Source organism: Massilia sp. TSP1-1-2 (assembly GCF_049896185.1).
Classification (GTDB): Bacteria; Pseudomonadota; Gammaproteobacteria; order Burkholderiales; family Burkholderiaceae_D; genus Telluria_A.
The window spans coordinates 191,654-208,003 of the sequence record NZ_JAFCTU010000006.1 but is presented as its reverse complement, the minus strand read 5'-3'; the positions used below and the strand labels follow the sequence as shown (position 1 = coordinate 208,003).

At 62.6% G+C, this 16,350-nt stretch carries 18 protein-coding genes and 1 pseudogene; 7 read left to right on the top strand and 12 right to left on the bottom strand.

Annotated elements, in window-relative coordinates; all coding sequences use genetic code 11:
- The first annotated feature begins 28 nt into the window (after positions 1-28).
- The 4 genes from ACP7BV_RS07660 (at position 29) to ACP7BV_RS07645 (ending at position 3,916) form a co-directional block, all read left to right on the top strand.
- On the top strand, positions 29-1,213 hold the full coding sequence (locus ACP7BV_RS07660) for a lipid-transfer protein (protein ID WP_426103162.1): 1,185 nt from the start codon (positions 29-31) through the stop codon (positions 1,211-1,213).
- Positions 1,210-2,373, top strand: coding sequence for an acyl-CoA dehydrogenase family protein (locus tag ACP7BV_RS07655; RefSeq protein ID WP_426103160.1), 1,164 nt, complete (start codon positions 1,210-1,212; stop codon positions 2,371-2,373). The genes ACP7BV_RS07660 and ACP7BV_RS07655 overlap by 4 nt, the downstream gene beginning before the upstream one ends.
- A gap of 9 nt (positions 2,374-2,382) precedes the next feature.
- Positions 2,383-3,534 (top strand): CaiB/BaiF CoA transferase family protein, encoded by a 1,152-nt coding sequence (locus ACP7BV_RS07650; RefSeq protein ID WP_426103158.1) that lies wholly within the window; start codon positions 2,383-2,385, stop codon positions 3,532-3,534.
- 67 nt (positions 3,535-3,601) lie between these two features.
- Entirely contained in the window at positions 3,602-3,916 is a 315-nt protein-coding gene (locus ACP7BV_RS07645) for a DUF2007 domain-containing protein (protein WP_426103156.1), read from the top strand.
- A 96-nt stretch (positions 3,917-4,012) separates the two neighbouring features.
- Here the strand turns inward: ACP7BV_RS07645 and ACP7BV_RS07640 are convergent, their stop codons facing one another.
- The 4 genes from ACP7BV_RS07640 to ACP7BV_RS07625 all read right to left on the bottom strand — a co-directional run bounded on the left by ACP7BV_RS07640 (position 4,013) and on the right by ACP7BV_RS07625 (position 6,388).
- Positions 4,013-4,276 (bottom strand): hypothetical protein, encoded by a 264-nt coding sequence (locus tag ACP7BV_RS07640; RefSeq protein ID WP_426103154.1) that lies wholly within the window; start codon positions 4,274-4,276, stop codon positions 4,013-4,015.
- Positions 4,277-4,335: 59 nt separating this feature from the next.
- Complete coding sequence (locus ACP7BV_RS07635; protein WP_426103152.1) at positions 4,336-4,542, bottom strand: hypothetical protein; 207 nt, start codon at positions 4,540-4,542, stop codon at positions 4,336-4,338.
- Between the two features lie 458 nt (positions 4,543-5,000).
- Complete coding sequence (locus ACP7BV_RS07630; RefSeq protein WP_426103150.1) at positions 5,001-5,711, bottom strand: hypothetical protein; 711 nt, start codon at positions 5,709-5,711, stop codon at positions 5,001-5,003.
- Entirely contained in the window at positions 5,708-6,388 is a 681-nt protein-coding gene (locus ACP7BV_RS07625) for a TetR family transcriptional regulator (RefSeq protein WP_426103148.1), read from the bottom strand. Before ACP7BV_RS07625 ends, ACP7BV_RS07630 begins: the two co-directional genes overlap by 4 nt.
- A 136-nt stretch (positions 6,389-6,524) precedes the next feature.
- On the opposite strand from ACP7BV_RS07625, the gene ACP7BV_RS07620 reads away from it, so the two are divergent.
- Together ACP7BV_RS07620 and ACP7BV_RS07615 are read left to right on the top strand one after the other, a co-directional pair.
- Positions 6,525-7,616 (top strand): ferredoxin reductase, encoded by a 1,092-nt coding sequence (locus ACP7BV_RS07620; RefSeq protein WP_426103146.1) that lies wholly within the window; start codon positions 6,525-6,527, stop codon positions 7,614-7,616.
- A 21-nt stretch (positions 7,617-7,637) separates the two neighbouring features.
- The gene (locus ACP7BV_RS07615; RefSeq protein WP_426103144.1) at positions 7,638-8,792 is read left to right on the top strand and encodes a fatty acid desaturase family protein; all 1,155 of its coding nucleotides are present in this window, start codon (positions 7,638-7,640) and stop codon (positions 8,790-8,792) included.
- On the opposite strand, the gene ACP7BV_RS07610 is transcribed toward ACP7BV_RS07615, so the two are convergent.
- The 8 genes and pseudogenes from ACP7BV_RS07610 to ACP7BV_RS07575 all read right to left on the bottom strand — a co-directional run bounded on the left by ACP7BV_RS07610 (position 8,787) and on the right by ACP7BV_RS07575 (position 14,235).
- Positions 8,787-10,253: a diguanylate cyclase domain-containing protein gene (locus ACP7BV_RS07610; protein ID WP_426103142.1), complete on the bottom strand. Its 1,467-nt coding sequence runs from the start codon at positions 10,251-10,253 to the stop codon at positions 8,787-8,789. The genes ACP7BV_RS07615 and ACP7BV_RS07610 overlap by 6 nt on opposite strands.
- A gap of 137 nt (positions 10,254-10,390) precedes the next feature.
- Positions 10,391-10,813: pseudogene (locus tag ACP7BV_RS07605) on the bottom strand (YeeE/YedE family protein).
- A 10-nt stretch (positions 10,814-10,823) separates the two neighbouring features.
- Entirely contained in the window at positions 10,824-11,129 is a 306-nt protein-coding gene (locus ACP7BV_RS07600) for a YeeE/YedE family protein (protein ID WP_426103140.1), read from the bottom strand.
- Positions 11,126-11,458: an ArsR/SmtB family transcription factor gene (locus tag ACP7BV_RS07595; RefSeq protein WP_426103138.1), complete on the bottom strand. Its 333-nt coding sequence runs from the start codon at positions 11,456-11,458 to the stop codon at positions 11,126-11,128. Before ACP7BV_RS07595 ends, ACP7BV_RS07600 begins: the two co-directional genes overlap by 4 nt.
- 301 nt (positions 11,459-11,759) lie before the next feature.
- Entirely contained in the window at positions 11,760-11,951 is a 192-nt protein-coding gene (locus tag ACP7BV_RS07590) for a YgaP family membrane protein (RefSeq protein WP_426103136.1), read from the bottom strand.
- Positions 11,952-11,980: 29 nt separating this feature from the next.
- Positions 11,981-12,949 (bottom strand): cation diffusion facilitator family transporter, encoded by a 969-nt coding sequence (locus ACP7BV_RS07585; RefSeq protein WP_426103134.1) that lies wholly within the window; start codon positions 12,947-12,949, stop codon positions 11,981-11,983.
- Positions 12,950-12,985: 36 nt separating this feature from the next.
- Positions 12,986-13,528 (bottom strand): cytochrome b, encoded by a 543-nt coding sequence (locus tag ACP7BV_RS07580; RefSeq protein ID WP_426103132.1) that lies wholly within the window; start codon positions 13,526-13,528, stop codon positions 12,986-12,988.
- Positions 13,529-13,737: 209 nt separating this feature from the next.
- Positions 13,738-14,235 (bottom strand): hypothetical protein, encoded by a 498-nt coding sequence (locus tag ACP7BV_RS07575; RefSeq protein WP_426103130.1) that lies wholly within the window; start codon positions 14,233-14,235, stop codon positions 13,738-13,740.
- An 878-nt stretch (positions 14,236-15,113) separates the two neighbouring features.
- On the opposite strand from ACP7BV_RS07575, the gene ACP7BV_RS07570 reads away from it, so the two are divergent.
- Positions 15,114-16,022 carry a hypothetical protein gene (locus tag ACP7BV_RS07570; protein ID WP_426103128.1) on the top strand — a complete coding sequence of 303 codons (909 nt, stop codon included), beginning with the start codon at positions 15,114-15,116 and terminating at the stop codon, positions 16,020-16,022.
- Positions 16,023-16,350 lie beyond the last annotated feature (328 nt).

Sequence of the window (16,350 nt, the reverse complement as noted above, 5' to 3'; positions counted from 1 at the left end):
ACACTGTGCAATCCTTCAGGAGCCGACAATGAGCCGCAAAGTCTTTGTAACGGGCGTGGGCATGATCCCGTTCGCCAAGCCGGGCAGTAGCGCCCCCTATGACGAGATGGGCGCCCTGGCAACGCGTGCGGCCCTCGCCGACGCGGGCGTGGCCTACGACGATATCGAGCAAGCCTACGCCGGCTATGTATATGGCGACTCGACCAGCGGCCAGAAGGCCCTGTACCAGGTCGGCCTGACCGGCATCCCCATCGTCAACGTCAACAACAACTGTTCCACCGGCTCCACGGCGCTGTTCCTGGCGCGCCAGGCGATCGCCAGCGGCGCCGCCGAATGCGTGCTGGTGCTCGGCTTCGAGCAGATGAGCCCCGGCGCGCTCGGCTCCGTGTTCAACGACCGTCCCAGCCCGTTCGACCCGTTCGACGCCGTCACCGACAAGCTCGTTGGCATGCCCGACATTCCGCTCGCGCTGCGCTACTTTGGCGGCGCCGGCTTGCAGCACATGAAAAAATACGGCACGCCGTTCGACGCCTTTGCCAAGGTCCGGGCCAAGGCCAGCCGCCACGCCGTGAACAATCCGCTGGCACTGTTTCGCAAGGAGGTGAGCACCCAGGACGTGCTTGACGCGCCGATGATCTGGCCCGGCGTGATGACGCGCTTGATGGCCTGCCCGCCCACCTGCGGCGCGGCCGCCGCGGTGCTGGTGTCGGAAGATTTTGCGAAAAAGCACGGCTTGAAAGCCGACGTCTACATCGCCGCACAAGCCATGACGACCGACCGCGCCAGTACCTTCGAGTCGGACGACATGATGCGCGTGGTCGGCTACGACATGAGCCAGGCGGCTGCGGCCAAGGTCTACGCCGAGGCCGGCATCGGCCCCGATCAACTGGACGTCGTCGAATTGCACGACTGCTTCGCCCAGAATGAATTGATCACCTACGAAGCGCTGGGCCTGTGCCCGGAGGGCGGCGCCGACAAATTCATCAGCGATGGCGACAATACCTACGGCGGCAAGGTCGTCACCAATCCATCCGGCGGCCTGCTCTCTAAAGGCCATCCGCTGGGCGCCACCGGCCTGGCACAGTGCTACGAACTGACGCACCAGCTGCGCGCCACGGCCGGCGCCCGGCAAGTGGCAGGTGCGCGCGTCGCGCTCCAGCACAACCTGGGCCTGGGCGGCGCCTGCGTGGTTACCATGTATCGGGCGGCATGATGAGCAGCACCTACAACGTCACGGGAACATCGGCCTGGATGACGGACGAGCTGGAAGGCTTTCGCGATGCTGTGCGGCGCTTTGTCGGCAGCGAGATCACGCCGCACCAGGAGCGCTGGCGCAAGCAGCAGCACGTCGACCGCGCGCTGTGGAACAAGGGCGGCGAGATGGGCATCCTGTGCGCCGACATCCCCGAACAATACGGCGGCTCGGGCGGCAATTTTGCGCACCAGTCGATCGTGTTCGAGGAACTTGGCTACGCGGGCGACATGTCCTTCGGCATCCATGTGCATGCCATCGTGGCACACTACATCCTGAACCAGGGCACCGAGGCGCAGAAACTTAAGTACCTGCCCAGGCTGGCCAGCGGCGAAATGGTTGCCGCCATCGCCATGTCCGAGCCCGGCGCGGGGTCAGACCTCAAGGGCATTCGCACCACCGCCGTCAAGGATGGCGACGGCTACAGCGTGAACGGCTCCAAGACCTTCATATCGAACGGCTACCTGGCCGACCTGGTCGTCGTCGTGGTCAAGACCGATCTTGACGCGGGCCACAAGGGTGTCTCGCTGCTGCTGCTTGAAACCAAGGACAATCCGGGTTTTCGGGTTGGCCGCATCCTGGAAAAAGTAGGGCAGAAAGGGCAGGACACCTGCGAGCTGTTTTTCGATAACGCCCGCGTACCGTCTGAAAACGTGCTGGGCGGCGTCGAGGGCAAGGGTTTTGCCCAGCTGATGACGGAGCTGCCGTACGAGCGCACCATCCTGGGCGTGGCGGGCGTGGCCGCGATTGAACGCGCGCTGCAGCTGACGGTCGACTACACGCGCGAGCGCAAGGCTTTCGGCCAGGCGCTCATCGACATGCAAAACACCCGCTTCGTGCTGGCCGAGGTCAAGACCGAGGCGACGGTGGCGCGCATCTTCATCGACCGCTGCATCGAAGACACCATTGCCGGGCGCATGGACACGGTGCGTGCCTCGATGGCCAAGTACTGGATCTCGGACCTGCAGTGCAAGGTGATCGACCAGTGCGTGCAGCTGTTCGGCGGTTACGGCTACATGCTGGAATACCCGATCGCGCAAATGTACGTGGACGCGCGGGTGCAGCGAATCTACGGCGGCGCCAACGAAATCATGAAAGAAATCATTGCGCGCTCATTGTAAGGGGAACCCATGACCGGACCGCTTGCAGGGATGCGCGTGGTGGAGATGGTCGGTCTCGGGCCCTGCCCGTTCGCCGCCATGATGCTGGCCGACATGGGCGCCGAAGTGATCCGCATCGACCGCAAGGCGGTGCCGGGCGCGCCCAATCCCTTCCCCATGCTGGGCACCCGCTACGACGTGATGGCGCGCGGGCGCCGTTCGCTCGCGCTTGACCTCAAGCAGCCGGCGGCAAAGGAAGTTGTGCTGCGCCTGCTGGACAAGGCCGACATCGTCATCGAGGGCTTCCGCCCGGGGGTGATGGAGCGGCTTGGCCTGGGGCCGGACGTATGCCATGCCCGCAATGCGGCGCTGGTGTATGGGCGCATCACCGGCTGGGGCCAGCATGGCCCGCTGGCGCAGGCTGCGGGGCACGACATCAATTACGTGGCGCTGACCGGCATGCTGCACGCCATGGGCCGCGCCGATGCGCCGCCGACGCCGCCCTTAAACCTGGTGGGCGACTTTGGCGGCGGAGCCATGATGCTGGCCTTTGGCGTGGTCTGCGCGGTGCTGGAAGCGCGCAAGTCGGGCCGGGGGCAGGTGGTGGACGCCGCCATGACCGACGGTGCGGCGCTGCTGGGCGCCATGATGTACGGCTTGCGCGCGCATGGCAGCTGGAGCGACCAGCGCGGCGCCAACATGCTGGACGGCGGCGCGCACTACTACGACACCTACGCCTGCGCCGACGGCAAGTTCATCTCGATTGGCGCGATCGAGCCGCAGTTCTACGCGCTGCTGCTCAAGCTGGCCGGCATCGACGACCCGGCCTTCGACGCCCAGATGGATGCCGCGCTGTGGCCGTCGCTCACCGAAAAAATCGCCGCCGTGTTCCTCACGCGCGAGCGCGACAGCTGGTGCCACCTGATGGAAGGCACCGACGCCTGCTTCGCACCCGTGCTCGACATGGCCGAGGCGCCGCGCCACCCGCACAACGTCGCGCGCGCGACCTTTGCCGACGTCGGCGGGGTGGTGCAGCCGGCCCCCGCACCGCGCTTTAGCCGCACCGCGCCCGAAATCGGCATCATGCCGGCGATACCCGGCCAGCACAGCGCCGCGGTGCTGGGCGACTGGGGCTGGTCGCAGGCCGACGTGGCGGCGCTGGCGCAGCAGGGCGTGATCTGATGGCGCGTGCACCAAAGCGCCTGCGCGAGGAGTAGTATGGGTGCATCAACAACGCCAGGGAGCCGCCATGGAAGACGTACATCGCACAGGACTGCTGGGCATGCTGGAAATCGAGGAAGTGCCGGGCCGCGACCTGTTCATGGTCGGGCGCTACCTTGATCCGATCGAAGCGCACCTGGCGCGCGGCTGCCTGGTCGCGGCCGGCATTCCCGCCGTGGTCGCGGACGACAATATGTCAAACCAGCCCATGGTGCCCGTGATGGGCGGGGTGCGGGTGCTGGTGCCGGAGTCGTTCATCCAGCAGTCGCAGGAAGTGCTCGCTGCCCTGGCGCGCGGAGATTACGCGCTCGGCGACGACGCCGACGTCGGGCCAGCCGAGTAACGGACAGCATTGCTATTCGTGTTCGGGGTATCGCTTCGCCCTATCTGCCTATCAAAAGCGCCGCCTTGCGGGTTTAAACGCGTCGAAAATTTTGATTTATTCACGACCTCGTAGGGCGGAAAAGCCCGTAGGGCGCATTCCGCCATGAGCCGTCGAGACGCTTGGCGGAATGCGCCCTTCAGCTTTTCTCGCGGGGGCGCCGAGCCCCAACCTCTGTCGGCCCTTTTCGCGCCACTGCCGCGTACCGAGCAAAATAACCTGCAGCTGCCTTACAAAATTTTCCGTCATCCCATGCTCCAGCAACGGCTGGTCCGCCGGTAAATCAAGAATATCAATCGCCGCCGCCAGCAAGGTCATCACGATCAATCCGCACACCATCTGCAAACGCGCCGTCGGCAACTCCTCGTACAGCCTATTTCCTACCGCCGTTTCGCCAGTGCGAGTGCGAGCTGGCGCTCAATCACATCGCGGACATCGTGTCCGCACAGCGCCTTGAGCGTCTCACATACCGCATCAGATCGCAGGAAGGTCGTCTGAGCCGTTGTGGGCCGAAAGTCGCTGGCGTCGGTGAGCATCCACGTTTCAAGTTTGTCGCGCAAATACGCGCGGATGTCCAGATTTGCCATGGGCGCTATCCGGGCGACCGCTTCGATGACATTCCAGGCTCCGTTTTCCACCAAGGCGCATCAGCGGCGGCCAGTCCTGCGGACTCGAAAAATGCGTGCAAGCGGTGCTCAAGGGGATGACGGCGCCGTGCCTTGAAACCATCAGCATGGCCAGTTTTTTTACGTTGGGCGCCGGGTCGGCCAGCGCCATCGCCGCGATGTCGTCCTTGCTCGTATTGTCAAGTTTAAGCCAGGCGGTATAGGCGGCTGCACGCATGCGGATGCTCGGGTGTGCAGTGAACGCACGCACCGCTGCAGCGTCATCGGGATGCCGCATGCCTCCCAGCGCGACCACGCAAATCTGGAGTACAGTTGCCGTCGCCGTACCTGCTGCCAGCACCTGCTGGTACGGAGCGGGAGTGTCAAGCTGGTGAGTGATGAGGTAGGAGATCGCCGCGCCCCGCACCGCCGATTGGCGATCAAAGGTGGGCCAGCGCTGTCTCGCGCTTGACGTCGCTGGCCGGACCCCCGAGCACGGCGCTCAAACCAATGGCCCGCACAGCGCCGAATGCCGACCGCAGCATCGCTTGGTAGAGCGCCGGCCGGGTCTCGGCCGGGAGCAGGGAAATCATTGCCGCAGCCTCGTACATCATGACAATATCGCTTCGCGATGCGAATGCTGCGGCGATCAAGTGTGCGGCATCTGAAGGGGCATGCCTGTGCATGATCTGGAAACAGGCGCGTGCGACTTTTGCGTCCGTGCTGCCAATGCCTTCTAACAGGACCTTTGGTGTCAGCTGGGCGATCAGGGCGCGCTCGAACGTATTGACCCACGCCGTGTGATCGTGGCGGCCTGCCTTGCGCAGGTGGACGATCGCGGGGGCGAGGGCGAGCATGGCCTGCGGCGCTGTGGTGGGCAGCAGGGTAATGAGCGCTGCACGGGCTGCGTCCCGAACCTGGGGCACCCAGTCATTGAGACGCGCGGCAATAGAGGGCAAGAGCTCCACGTGGCGAAGCGTGACAGCGCGCGCGATTGCGCCCTGCCGCGTGTAGCCGGAATAGTCGGCCATTGCGGCCGTCAGATCTGGAACCGAATTGCCGGGGGCTGACGCATCGAGGCGCGCGCGCACGGGGACCGGGGCGGTTTCGCCGGTTCCCATTTTTCCAAACAAGAGTGCGATGATGTTCATGCGGGCAGATCGCCTCGCGACGGTTTTTCGCGCCACTGCCCGGCACCGAGCAGAATAAGCTGCAGCTGCTGCACAAAATTCTCCGTCATCTCATGCTCCAGCAACGGCTGGTCCGCCGGCAAATCAAGAATATCAATCGCCGCCGCCAGCATGGTCATCACGATCAATCCGCACACCATCTGCAAACGCGCCGTCGGCAACTCCTTGTACAGCCCCAAGTCCCGGAAATCCTGCGCCATCTCGTTGGTGAAGTGCGTCACATCGCGGCGAATCGCCACGCGCAGTACGCGGCTGCCGCCCGAACGCTCGCTTGAAATGAACAGAAACACCAGCCGATTCGCCTTCACATACTGCTGGTACACCTGCACCGAGCGGCGCAAGATGTCGCCCTTGGACGGGTCGACCTGGCGCGCCTCGCGCAGCAGCCGGCGCAGCGTGATGCCCATTTCCTCGACCAGTTCCAGCCCCAGATTCTCGGGGCTGGCAAAGTGGCGGTAAAAGGCATTGGGCACCATGCCTGCCTGGCGCGCGATCTCGCGCAGCGAAATGCTGGTAAAGCTGCGCCCTTCGCCCACCAGCGTGAGCGCCGCGTGCAGCAGCGCCCTGTGGGAGACGGCCTTGCGTTCGCTACGGCTGTGGACGTCAAGTCGCTGCAAGTCAATATCTGGATTGGGCATGTTGTTCAGTGTGTACGGGTGTTACCGCATTTTACACGTGCGATTGAGGGGCAAACCTCTAAATCCCCGCCAACTTCTTGACTTTGAGTGTACGACTGTACACAATATGATCTGTTGAGATAAAGCAGGGGTTCCAATGACATCGATCCGCAATGCACTTACCAGCCTGGCTGACATGTTCGCCTACCCGCTGCGCCATTCGCACTACCTGGAGCTGGTCAACCCGCTGTGGACCGAGCACGTGCTCAAGGCGCGTGTGGTCGGCGTGCAGGACGAAACAGCCGACACGCGCACGCTGACGCTGCGCCCGGGGCGCGGTTGGCGCAGCCACCGCGCCGGGCAGTTCGTGCGCCTGGGCGTGCCGATTGACGGTCAGCGCCATACCCGCACCTATTCGATTTCGTCGGCCCCGGCGCGCGAGGACGGCTGCATCACCGTCACCGTCAAGACGGTTGACGGCGGGCGCGTCTCGCAGCATCTGGCGCGCCGCGTGGTGGTGGGTGAATACCTGCCGCTGGGCGAGCCGCAGGGCGAATTCGTGCTGCCCGAATCGATGCCGGTGCACCCGCTGTTCATTACCGGCGGCAGCGGCATCACTCCGGTCATGAGTATGCTGCGCAGCTACGTGCTCGAATACGACGTCATTCCCGACACGGTGCACATGCACTACGCGCCACATGTTCAGGACGTGATCTTTGGCGCCGAACTGGGCGAACTGCAGGCCAGCCAGAAGCACTACCAGCTGCACAAGTACTACACCCGCGCCAGTGCGCAGGAGGCCAGCGTCCACTTCAGCGCGCAGCAGTTGGAGCGCGCCTGTCCCGACTGGCGCGAGCGCGAAGTGTGGGCCTGCGGCCCGGCCGCTATGCTCGACGCGGTCGAGGCGCACTGGGAACAGGCGGGCCTTGCGCGCCAGTTGCACACCGAGCGCTTTCACGCCAGGGTGGCGCCGCTGCCGGGGGCCGGCGTGAAGGCCGGGCGCGTGTGGTTTGCCGCCAGCGGCGTACAAGCGCAGTCGGACGGCGCCACCGTTCTATTGCGCGTGGCTGAAGACGCGGGCTTAAATCCTCCGCACGGCTGCCGCATGGGCATCTGCCACGGCTGCAACACAACCTTGGTCAGCGGCTGCGTGCGCGACTCGCGCACGGGTTCCTTGATCAGCGAAGCGGGCGACACCGTGCAGGTATGCGTGTGCACCGCCGTCGGCGACGTCGAACTCGCGCTGTAAATCATTTAACAGGAAACCACCATGTCGATACCCGCCCACCTGACGCTTGACGACATCGCCGGCTTTGGCCGCGAGATTGAAGCGATCCGCAATGAAGTGATGGACAGCCGCGGCGAGCGCGATGCGCGCTACATCTACCGCCTGATCAAGGTCCAGCGCAGCCTGGCGCTGGGCGCGCGCGTTGTCATCTACGCCAGCCTGGCGCTGCTGCCGCAATGGGGCCACGCCTTGGCCCTCTGGCAGCTGTTCTGGCCCGTGATCGGGCTTGGCACGCTGATGCTGGGCTGCGCCAAGATCCTCGAGAACATGGAGATCGGCCACAATATCTCGCATGCCCAGTGGGACTGGCTGCGCGACCCGGCGATCCAGTCGGGCAGCTGGGAATGGGACCACGTGTGCCCGTCGGACCAGTGGAAGCACTCGCATAATGTGAAGCACCATACCTGGACCAATGTGTTCGGCAAGGATGCCGACGTGGGCGGCTACGGCTTGCTGCGCCTGTTCTCGAACCAGCGCTGGAAGCCGTTCAACCTGGGCAATCCGGTGTATGCGCTGCTGCTGGCGCTGCTGTTCGAATGGGGCATCGCCATCCAGGAACTGGAACTGGGGCGCGTTCTGTCGGGCCGCATGACGTGGGCCAGCATCGGCCCGATGTGGCGCAAGACGCGCGCCAAAATGGGGCGCCAGATCCTCAAGGACTATATCCTGTTCCCGCTGCTGGCCGGCCCCTTCTTTTTGTATGTGTGCGGCGCCAATGCGACCGCCAATGTGATCCGCAATCTGTGGACTTACCTGATCATTTTTTGCGGCCACTTCCCGATGGACGTGCACGTGTTCACCAAGGAGGAAGTGGAGAACGAAACGCGGCAGCACTGGTATGTGCGCCAGCTGCTCGGTTCCTGCAATATCGGCGGCGGCAAGCTGTTTCATATCATGAGCGGCAACCTCAGTCACCAGATCGAACATCACCTGTTCCCCGACATGCCGAGCAACCGCTACCCGGAAGTGGCGCCGCGCGTGCGCGCGCTGTGCGCGCGCTACAAACTGCCGTACAACAGCGGCTCGCTCACGCGCCAGTTTGGCACCACGGTATTGCGCATCCTGCGCATGACTTTTCCCGGTTACAGCCCGCTGCTTGACGGGCCGCCGCCGGTACGCGTCAAGGTAGCCTTATAACAGACTGTCGCCGGGATAAAACGCGATGCTGTCGCGCCCGGCCTTTTTGGCCAGGTACATGGCCGCGTCGGCATGCTTGAGCAGCAAATCGGCGCTGCTGCCATGCTGCGGGTAGACACTCACGCCGATGCTGCAGGTGGCGCTAAAGAGTGCATCGCCCAGCATGATCGGTTCGGCCAGCACCTTTTGAATTTTCGCCAGCATTTCGCCGATATGCAGGCAGGTGCGCGCAAAGGCGTCGCTGCCGGCGTCGCAGCTGTGCAACGAGATGAGCACGAACTCGTCGCCGCCCAAACGCGCCACGGTGTCGCACTTGCGCACGCATGATTGCATGCGCGCCGCCACTGACTTGAGCAGGACGTCGCCGGCTTCATGGCCTTGCGTGTCGTTGATGAACTTGAGCCGGTCCAGGTCAAGGAAGGCGACCGCCATCAAAAACCTGCCCCGTTCAGCCAGCGCCAGCGCCTGGCCCATGCGGTCCATCAGCATGCGCCGGTTGGGCAGGCCGGTGAGCGCGTCGTGGCTGGCCATGCGCTCGAGTTTTTCTTCGGAGTCGCGCGCCTTGGTGATGTCGCTCATTGTAAAGACGAAATGCGTGGCGCGCCCCGCCATGTCGCGCACCGGCGCGACCCGCACCTCGTTCCAGAACTTGCCCTTGTCCTTGCGCGCGCTGTGCAGCACGGCGCGCCCGTCGCGCTGCTCGCGCATGGCCAGCAACAGCGCTTGCGGCCCGGCGTGGTCGGCGGGGTCGTCATCATCATGCGCCAGCAAGCGCTCAATGCCGCCGGCAGTCGCTTCGTCGAACGAGAACCCGGTGATCCGTTCAAAGGACGGGTTCACGTACACCACCGGGTTGCCAGGCTTGAGGCAACTGGTGATGACGATCGCGTCCAGGCTCGATTCGATGGCCCGGTTGCGCAGGCGGATTGCCTCGTCGGCGGCCACGCGCAAGGTGACGTCGCGCGACATGCCAACGATGCCGATCACCTGCCCGCCTTCATCCTTGACCGGCACCTTGGTGGTCGAGAACCAGCGGTGCACGCCGTTGTGGTTGACGTTTTCCTCGAGCTGGTCGACCAGGGCGGTGCCGGAGTCGATGATGGCCTGCTCGTCGTCGTAAAACTGGCGGCCGCATTCGCCGGGGAACAGCTGCAAGTCCGATTTGCCGAGCAGGTCGTCGGGCGACGCCACGCCGATGCAGTCGGCGCTAGCGTTGTTGGCAAGAACAAAGCAGCCGGTCGTGTCCTTGACGTAGATCTGGTCGGGCATATTGTCGATCAGGGTGCGCAGCAGGCTGCGCTCGTCGGCCACGTGGCGCGCCAGCGACAGGCGCGCGCCGATGCCGGCCCTGAGCGCCGCGTTCTCGGCCTCGAGTGCGGCAATGCGCGCCAGCGCAGCGTCCAAAGCCGTCTGCGCGTCGGGCGGGTTGTCGATGGGCTGCTCGGATGGTCCGCTGTGCACGCGTGGGTCCCTCAAAAATGGTGCCTGATCGGCAAGTAGTATGCAGTGGTGCAATTGCAGGGCTGCTCAAGAATGAGCGATTTTGGTATAAATCGCAAGTGCCGCAAAGCAAACGTACGCTTGCGGGGTCTGGTCCATCAGCCACCCCGGCCCAGGCGCTCGATCAGATCAAACAGCGCCATCCCCGCCAGCATCGCCGCAGAAAAAATGAGGGGCTTGGCGCCACCGCTGGCGGGCGAGGCCAGCGCCGGGCCCGGGCAGTAGCCGGCCAGGCCCCAGCCGGCGCCAAAGGCGAGGCTGCCCAGCACCAGGCGGCAGTCGATATCGTCCCTTTACGGCAAACGCATGACGTCGCCGAGCAGCGACTTGTCGCGCTTGGACGCGAAGCGGAACGCAATTAGCCCGATCAGGATCGCGCCGCCCATGACGAAGCCGAGCGAAGGATCCCAGCGGCCGGCCAGGTCGAGAAAACCGATGACCTTGGACGGATCGGTCATGCCGGAAATAATCAGGCCTATGCCGAACAGCAATCCGGCCGGCAGCGCGATGATGATATGCACGGTGTGCCCCTTATCCAATATCGTAGCGAACGAGAAAGACGGTAGCCAAGCCGGCCCCCATGAAAGCGAGCGTGGCGGCCAGCGAACGGAGCGAACGGAGCGAACGGAGCGACAGGCGCGACAGACCGCACACGCCGTGCCCGCTGGTGTAGCCTGAGCCGTAGCGGGTGCCCAGGCTGACCAGCAAGCCGCCCAGGATGCCGCTGATGCCCGCAATGCGGCCGTTAAACAGGATCAGCAGCGATGCCGCCAGGCCGATCAAGGCGCCGCCGGCCAGCGAGGCCCACGGCGTGAAGTTTGGCCAATCGATCATCATGTTGTTGCTCCTTCGGCGGTGGCACAATACAGCTGGGACAGCACCTGCATGACTGCCAGCGCTTCGGCACTGGCCATGCTGTAAAAAATTTGCTTGCCTTCGCGGCGGGTTGTGACCAGCGCTTCGTCGCGCAGCACGGCCAACTGCTGGGAAAGTGTGGGCTGTTGAATTCCCGAAATGCTTTCCAGCTCGCCCACGCACAGCGGCCCTTGCGTGAGCTGGCACAGCAACAGCAGCCGGTCGCGGTTGGCGAGTACCTTGAACAGGGTGCAGGCGCGGGTTGCCGCTGCCTGCATGGCGGCGGGGTCGAGCTGGGCGAGGTCGTTCATTGTCGGGCCTGTCCTTGGGGCGTAATGCGCAGAGATATTATCTAATCACACAGAATATAATTCAATAGATTAATGGCGGGCTGGTGGGCGCTCGGCGGCGATGGTTCGAGGAGGCGCCAGGGCGCGTCGACAGCCGCGTGGGGGGAAGGATTTGGCCGCAGGGCGCGGCAAGTGCGCGTAGCGGCCAGGTGTGCCAATTGCCGCAGCGCGGCCGTTGCCGGCGCGAGCCGCGCAGGTGGATAGGTCGTCCCGATTACCTGTACTGGCGCGGCGCGGCCGTCATTTTTTGATAACCCGTGGTTTATCGTCCGGCAGGGCAAGTGCGAATCCCGAACGGCAGATACGCGGGACAAAAGCGGAAGATGCCGGTCGCCAGCGGGACGACGCCGATCCAGCCCCAGGCGCCGATCGCGCCGAACAGTGTTGCGCCGATCAGGCCCAGTCCGGCGGCGATGCGCAAGGCGCGGTCCACATTACCTACATTGGTTTTCATGATGTTCCTTGGTGCTGGTGATGGGTGTGTCAGTGGCGCGCGGCGTTGCGCGCGGGAGCCGGGGCGTGGTCCAGGTCCGGTTTGCGCCACGGATCGATGTGCGTCATGAGCGAGAGCACGCGATGCCGTTCCATTACGTTGCGGCGCGCCGCCACAGCAATGTCATGCCCGGCTTCGACCGGGATCGCGGCGTCCACCTCGAGATGGGCGTCGACCACGATCATGTCGCCCATCTTGCGGGTGCGCACGTCGTGCACGCCCATCACGCCCGGGGTAGCGGTCAGCGTGGCGATGATCGCCTTCAGTTCCTGTTCGTCGACGCCGCGGTCCATCAATTCATGCAGGGCGTCCCACGCGAAGCTCGAACCCATCTTGATGATCATCAGGCCGACGACCAGCGCGGCGATCGGGTCGAGCAGCGGATAGCCGGCCAGGTTACCGGCGATTCCGATGCCTACTACCAGCGACGAGGCTGCGTCTGAGCGGGCATGCCAGGCATTGGCGACGAGCATGCTCGACTTGACTCGGGTGGCAATCCGCAGCATGTAGCGAAACAGGATTTCCTTGGACACCAGGGCCACCGCAGCGACGCCGAGCGCGACCGCGTGGACCACCGGGATATCGTGCGGGTTTTGCAGCTTGTCGATGGCCGACCAGGCCATGCCGGCGCCGACGGCCAGCAGCAGGGCGCCCACCACCAGGGAAGCCGCGTTTTCGAAGCGTTGATGGCCGTAGGGGTGTTCGGCATCGGCTTCCTTGGCGCCGTGGTGGCTGGCAAAGAGCACCACGAAATCGGCCACCAGGTCAGAGAGCGAATGGATGCCGTCGGCCACCAGGCCCTGCGATTTGGCGAGCACGCCGACGGTGATCTGCACGCCGCTCAGCGCGATGTTGACCGCTACGCTGACCCAGGTGCTGCGCGAGGCGGCGGCGGTGCGCTCGGCCGGGGTGTGAGCTTGGTCTTCGGGATCGTCGACAGGGACGTTAAAGTCGGTCAAAGGCACCTCGGTAACACGGTCGCGCTGCGCGGGCCTTCATTTTGGCAGCATCCTGCGCAAGGTGTCGTCGCGCAAAAAATAATGGTGATACAAGGCGGCCGCCGCATGCAGGCCGACGAGGACATAGCCGAGCGTCGCGATGGTCTCATGGATTTCCTTGATCGACTCCGCCAGGTCCTTGCTCTGGCTCAGCAGCGGGGGAAGATGCAGGCCGAAGAAGGGGATGGTCGACCCTTTGGCACTGAGGATGAGCCAGCCCAGTAGCGGCATGGCCAGCATGAAGATATACAGCGCTGCCTTCATCAGCGTGGCGCCGGTAGTTTGCCAAGCGGCGGGGGAGGGCGAAATTGCGGGGGCGGGGCCGCGCAGGTGGACCGCCAGGCGCAGCGAGGCGAGCACGAGCACCGACAGGCCGAGCATGTAGTGCCAGGTTTTCATGGCGTCGCGCTCGGCGCTGCCTTTCGGGAAATAGCCGCGCAGTTCCATGCTCAGGTAGACCGCGACCAGCAGCACGAGCATCAGCCAGTGCAGGCTGATCGCTAGCCAGCCGTAGCGTGCAGGACTGTTTCTCCAATTCATACTTGCTCCAGAATCATTATGCCAGATGAGGTAAATCGCGGCGAAGTCGCGACAGTCTGACTTGCCCGCGCGCGACTACCTGTAGCAAGTGTAGCCAGTGTAGTGAGGGCTAGTCACAAAATCGTTGATGTGCGTCAAATTATACGGGCTGGGACTGAGGCAGGAACCCGTGCGCAAAAAGCCGCAGGTCAACGGTTTGTTGGACGACGCTAACTCCAGCGCAGGAAACTTGGATGCTGCAAATCTATGAGCCAAGCGTGAATGGCACGAACGGCCAGTTCACGCGGCAACACCAGTTCGCTCGACGGGGTGTAAATTGAGCCGTCGTCATCTTTAAATGAGATGGTATTACTATTCGCGGAAATGCTGTCGGGATCGCTCGCATCATGTGAACGATGCTCACCTATTCGTGCAACGGCATATGCCCCAGAACACCATAAGCAAAAGTCGCCCAAGCTATCGGTATCATGCCAAACTGAAGCTTCGATTAGACAGTCACGGTCGGTGGGAATACCAATCCAAGTAGCGGCCGCATTTCCTGAACTAAACGTCTCAGTCACCGGCACTGGGCTGGGGGTGAACCGGATGATCGTTAGTTCGTATTGTCGGCCACTGGAACGTTCCAATACCTCTTCTTTAGCGGAAATGATCCTGCAGAAAATGTGGAAGAAGCTACGGAGGATCTGAGGAAGCGTTTTCTTGCTCATTTAGTTTCTTTGTATATGTGTCCCGGCCGCTCCTGGCCGGTCACTGCCGAGTGTACTCGACGGCACGACAGGGCCAAACGGCTCGGTAGCTCCGCCCCGAATTAGTCATTAGGCACAGTGCATCGAAAGCTCAAAAGCACTTCCCGCCTCACCGGGACGCCAGCCCTGCTGAAGCGCCAGTCCAATGGCGCGCTCTACGATGGGGGGAGAGATAACGCCGGCTGGGGGTTTGCATGCATGAAAGGAAGTATGGATGCAAAAAAGTTGGGAGGTAAATGAATCCAAACGACCAAAAAACAAAAAACCCGCATTCTCACAGGGAGAGATGCGGGTTTCTGTACGTCACTGGACTTCTTGAAACGTGTTCTTGGTGGTGATAGGTGGACTGTAATTGTGGCTTGAAAGCCGCATGTATGCTTAGTCCGGTGCGTTTAGATATCCGATCTGCCCCTAAACATGCCCCGAAAAGTGTTTTCAACGAGCTGGCCAAGCTAGCTATAAGAGACATTAGCTTTGTTAAGAGGTGTTTTGGCGCCTCCCATAGTAGACATGAAGCCTTTAGGTCGTTATTATTTGGCAATAATGCAAGGGGGGGCTTTGTGAGATTCGGATGGAAAACGCGGGTTGGTCTAGTGCTGTCAGCAGTTTGGGTCTGCCTTGTCATTTTGGTCGCGGACGACAATCGCAGCGGTGAAGTCTTGGGGCTCGGGGTCCTTCCGCTCGTTATCCTCTGGGGTCTCGTCTGGGCGGTTGCGGGCTGGCGCGCACAACGCCCGATAAAGTCTGAGATGCCAGAAGCGACGGTTCTGGAAGCGAAACGGAAACGGCGCCATCGTATTCGAACTTTTATAGCGGTCGTAGCGGTCCTAGCAATCGGTTTGTTCGCCGCTACCTGGCAGTTTCACGTTGCGGACAACGAAGCCGGCGGAAACGCTATTTCGTACTGGTTCGGCGAGTGGCTGGTTTACGGCCTCTTCGCATACATGTTGTTCCGCCTTACTCCCCGGCTGCCTCCCGGATACGGCGCCGTACTGGCAGCCCTCGTTGTGGTGGGCGGGGTCAACTACAAGAGTTACGCAACGATCAGAGAAGACCGCCATGCGCTTCTTTCATTGGCGAAGGCGGCCCCGCTCATAAACAAAATGCGGTCCGGCGTACTGGTTAGCGATCAGGAGGTCAAAGATGCTCAGGTCGGAATGATAGAGCCAATAATGCTGGCGGAGGCGGCCTACAGCCGCGACGTGTTAGCGACCACCGCTACATACACTAAAACAATTTCCGGTCTCCATCCAGAACTGATGCTCACGCCTACGTCGCTGGCATCAGCAAGCCTACGGGTCCAAACCCGTGCAACTTTGGAGGTGTGGAAGCAGGCTACCGCCGATTACAAGAATCAGTTGGATGCAGCTACCGCCCGTGGCAAGCTCGGTATTCGGGCGGCGCAGTTACAGTTGCCCGTTGCCATGGCGGCATCGGCTGCAAGCGGGTTCGATGAGTCGTCAGCCCAACTCAGTACCTATCTCGACGCACTCGTCAGTTCCGAAACGGAAGCCAGCGGCACGGTCGAGGGTATTCTCGACTTGATGGACGCCAGCCCGGGCGGTTACGCTGTCGACAAGGGGCCGCCGGTTAACCTGTTGTTCAATGACGAAGCGACTCTGGCGCGTTACCGTCAGTTGGTAAATGCAATGGTGACAGCGAGCCAGCGTGATACGGAAGCGCGGGCTCGCCTGCTCAACTACCAATCTGATAGTACCAAGGAGTTGACTGACCTTTTGAAGCACTGAGGCCGCGACAAACATGTGGGCTGTTGAGGGCACTCAGTTCTTGCCGATGGTGCGGGTAGCTAGCAGCGTGGCCAACTATCAAGGGGGCCTCTCCAAATCCGAGGTCAATGGTCAAGTTTGACACAGGGGCGCGCGGGCCCGGAGGCAGCTTTTGTTTTCTCGAAAATCTCTATAGACGTGTCATTTGGATTTTGATGCCAGTTTGTGAATCGCTGCGATATCGTGTTTGCACGTGCGGCTGCTTTCCTTTGCTTGCGACAGAATGGAAGCAACCTCTTTTTTGAGCGTCAGCATTTGCCTATTGAGTGATCTGGGCTTGTTAGCGTTG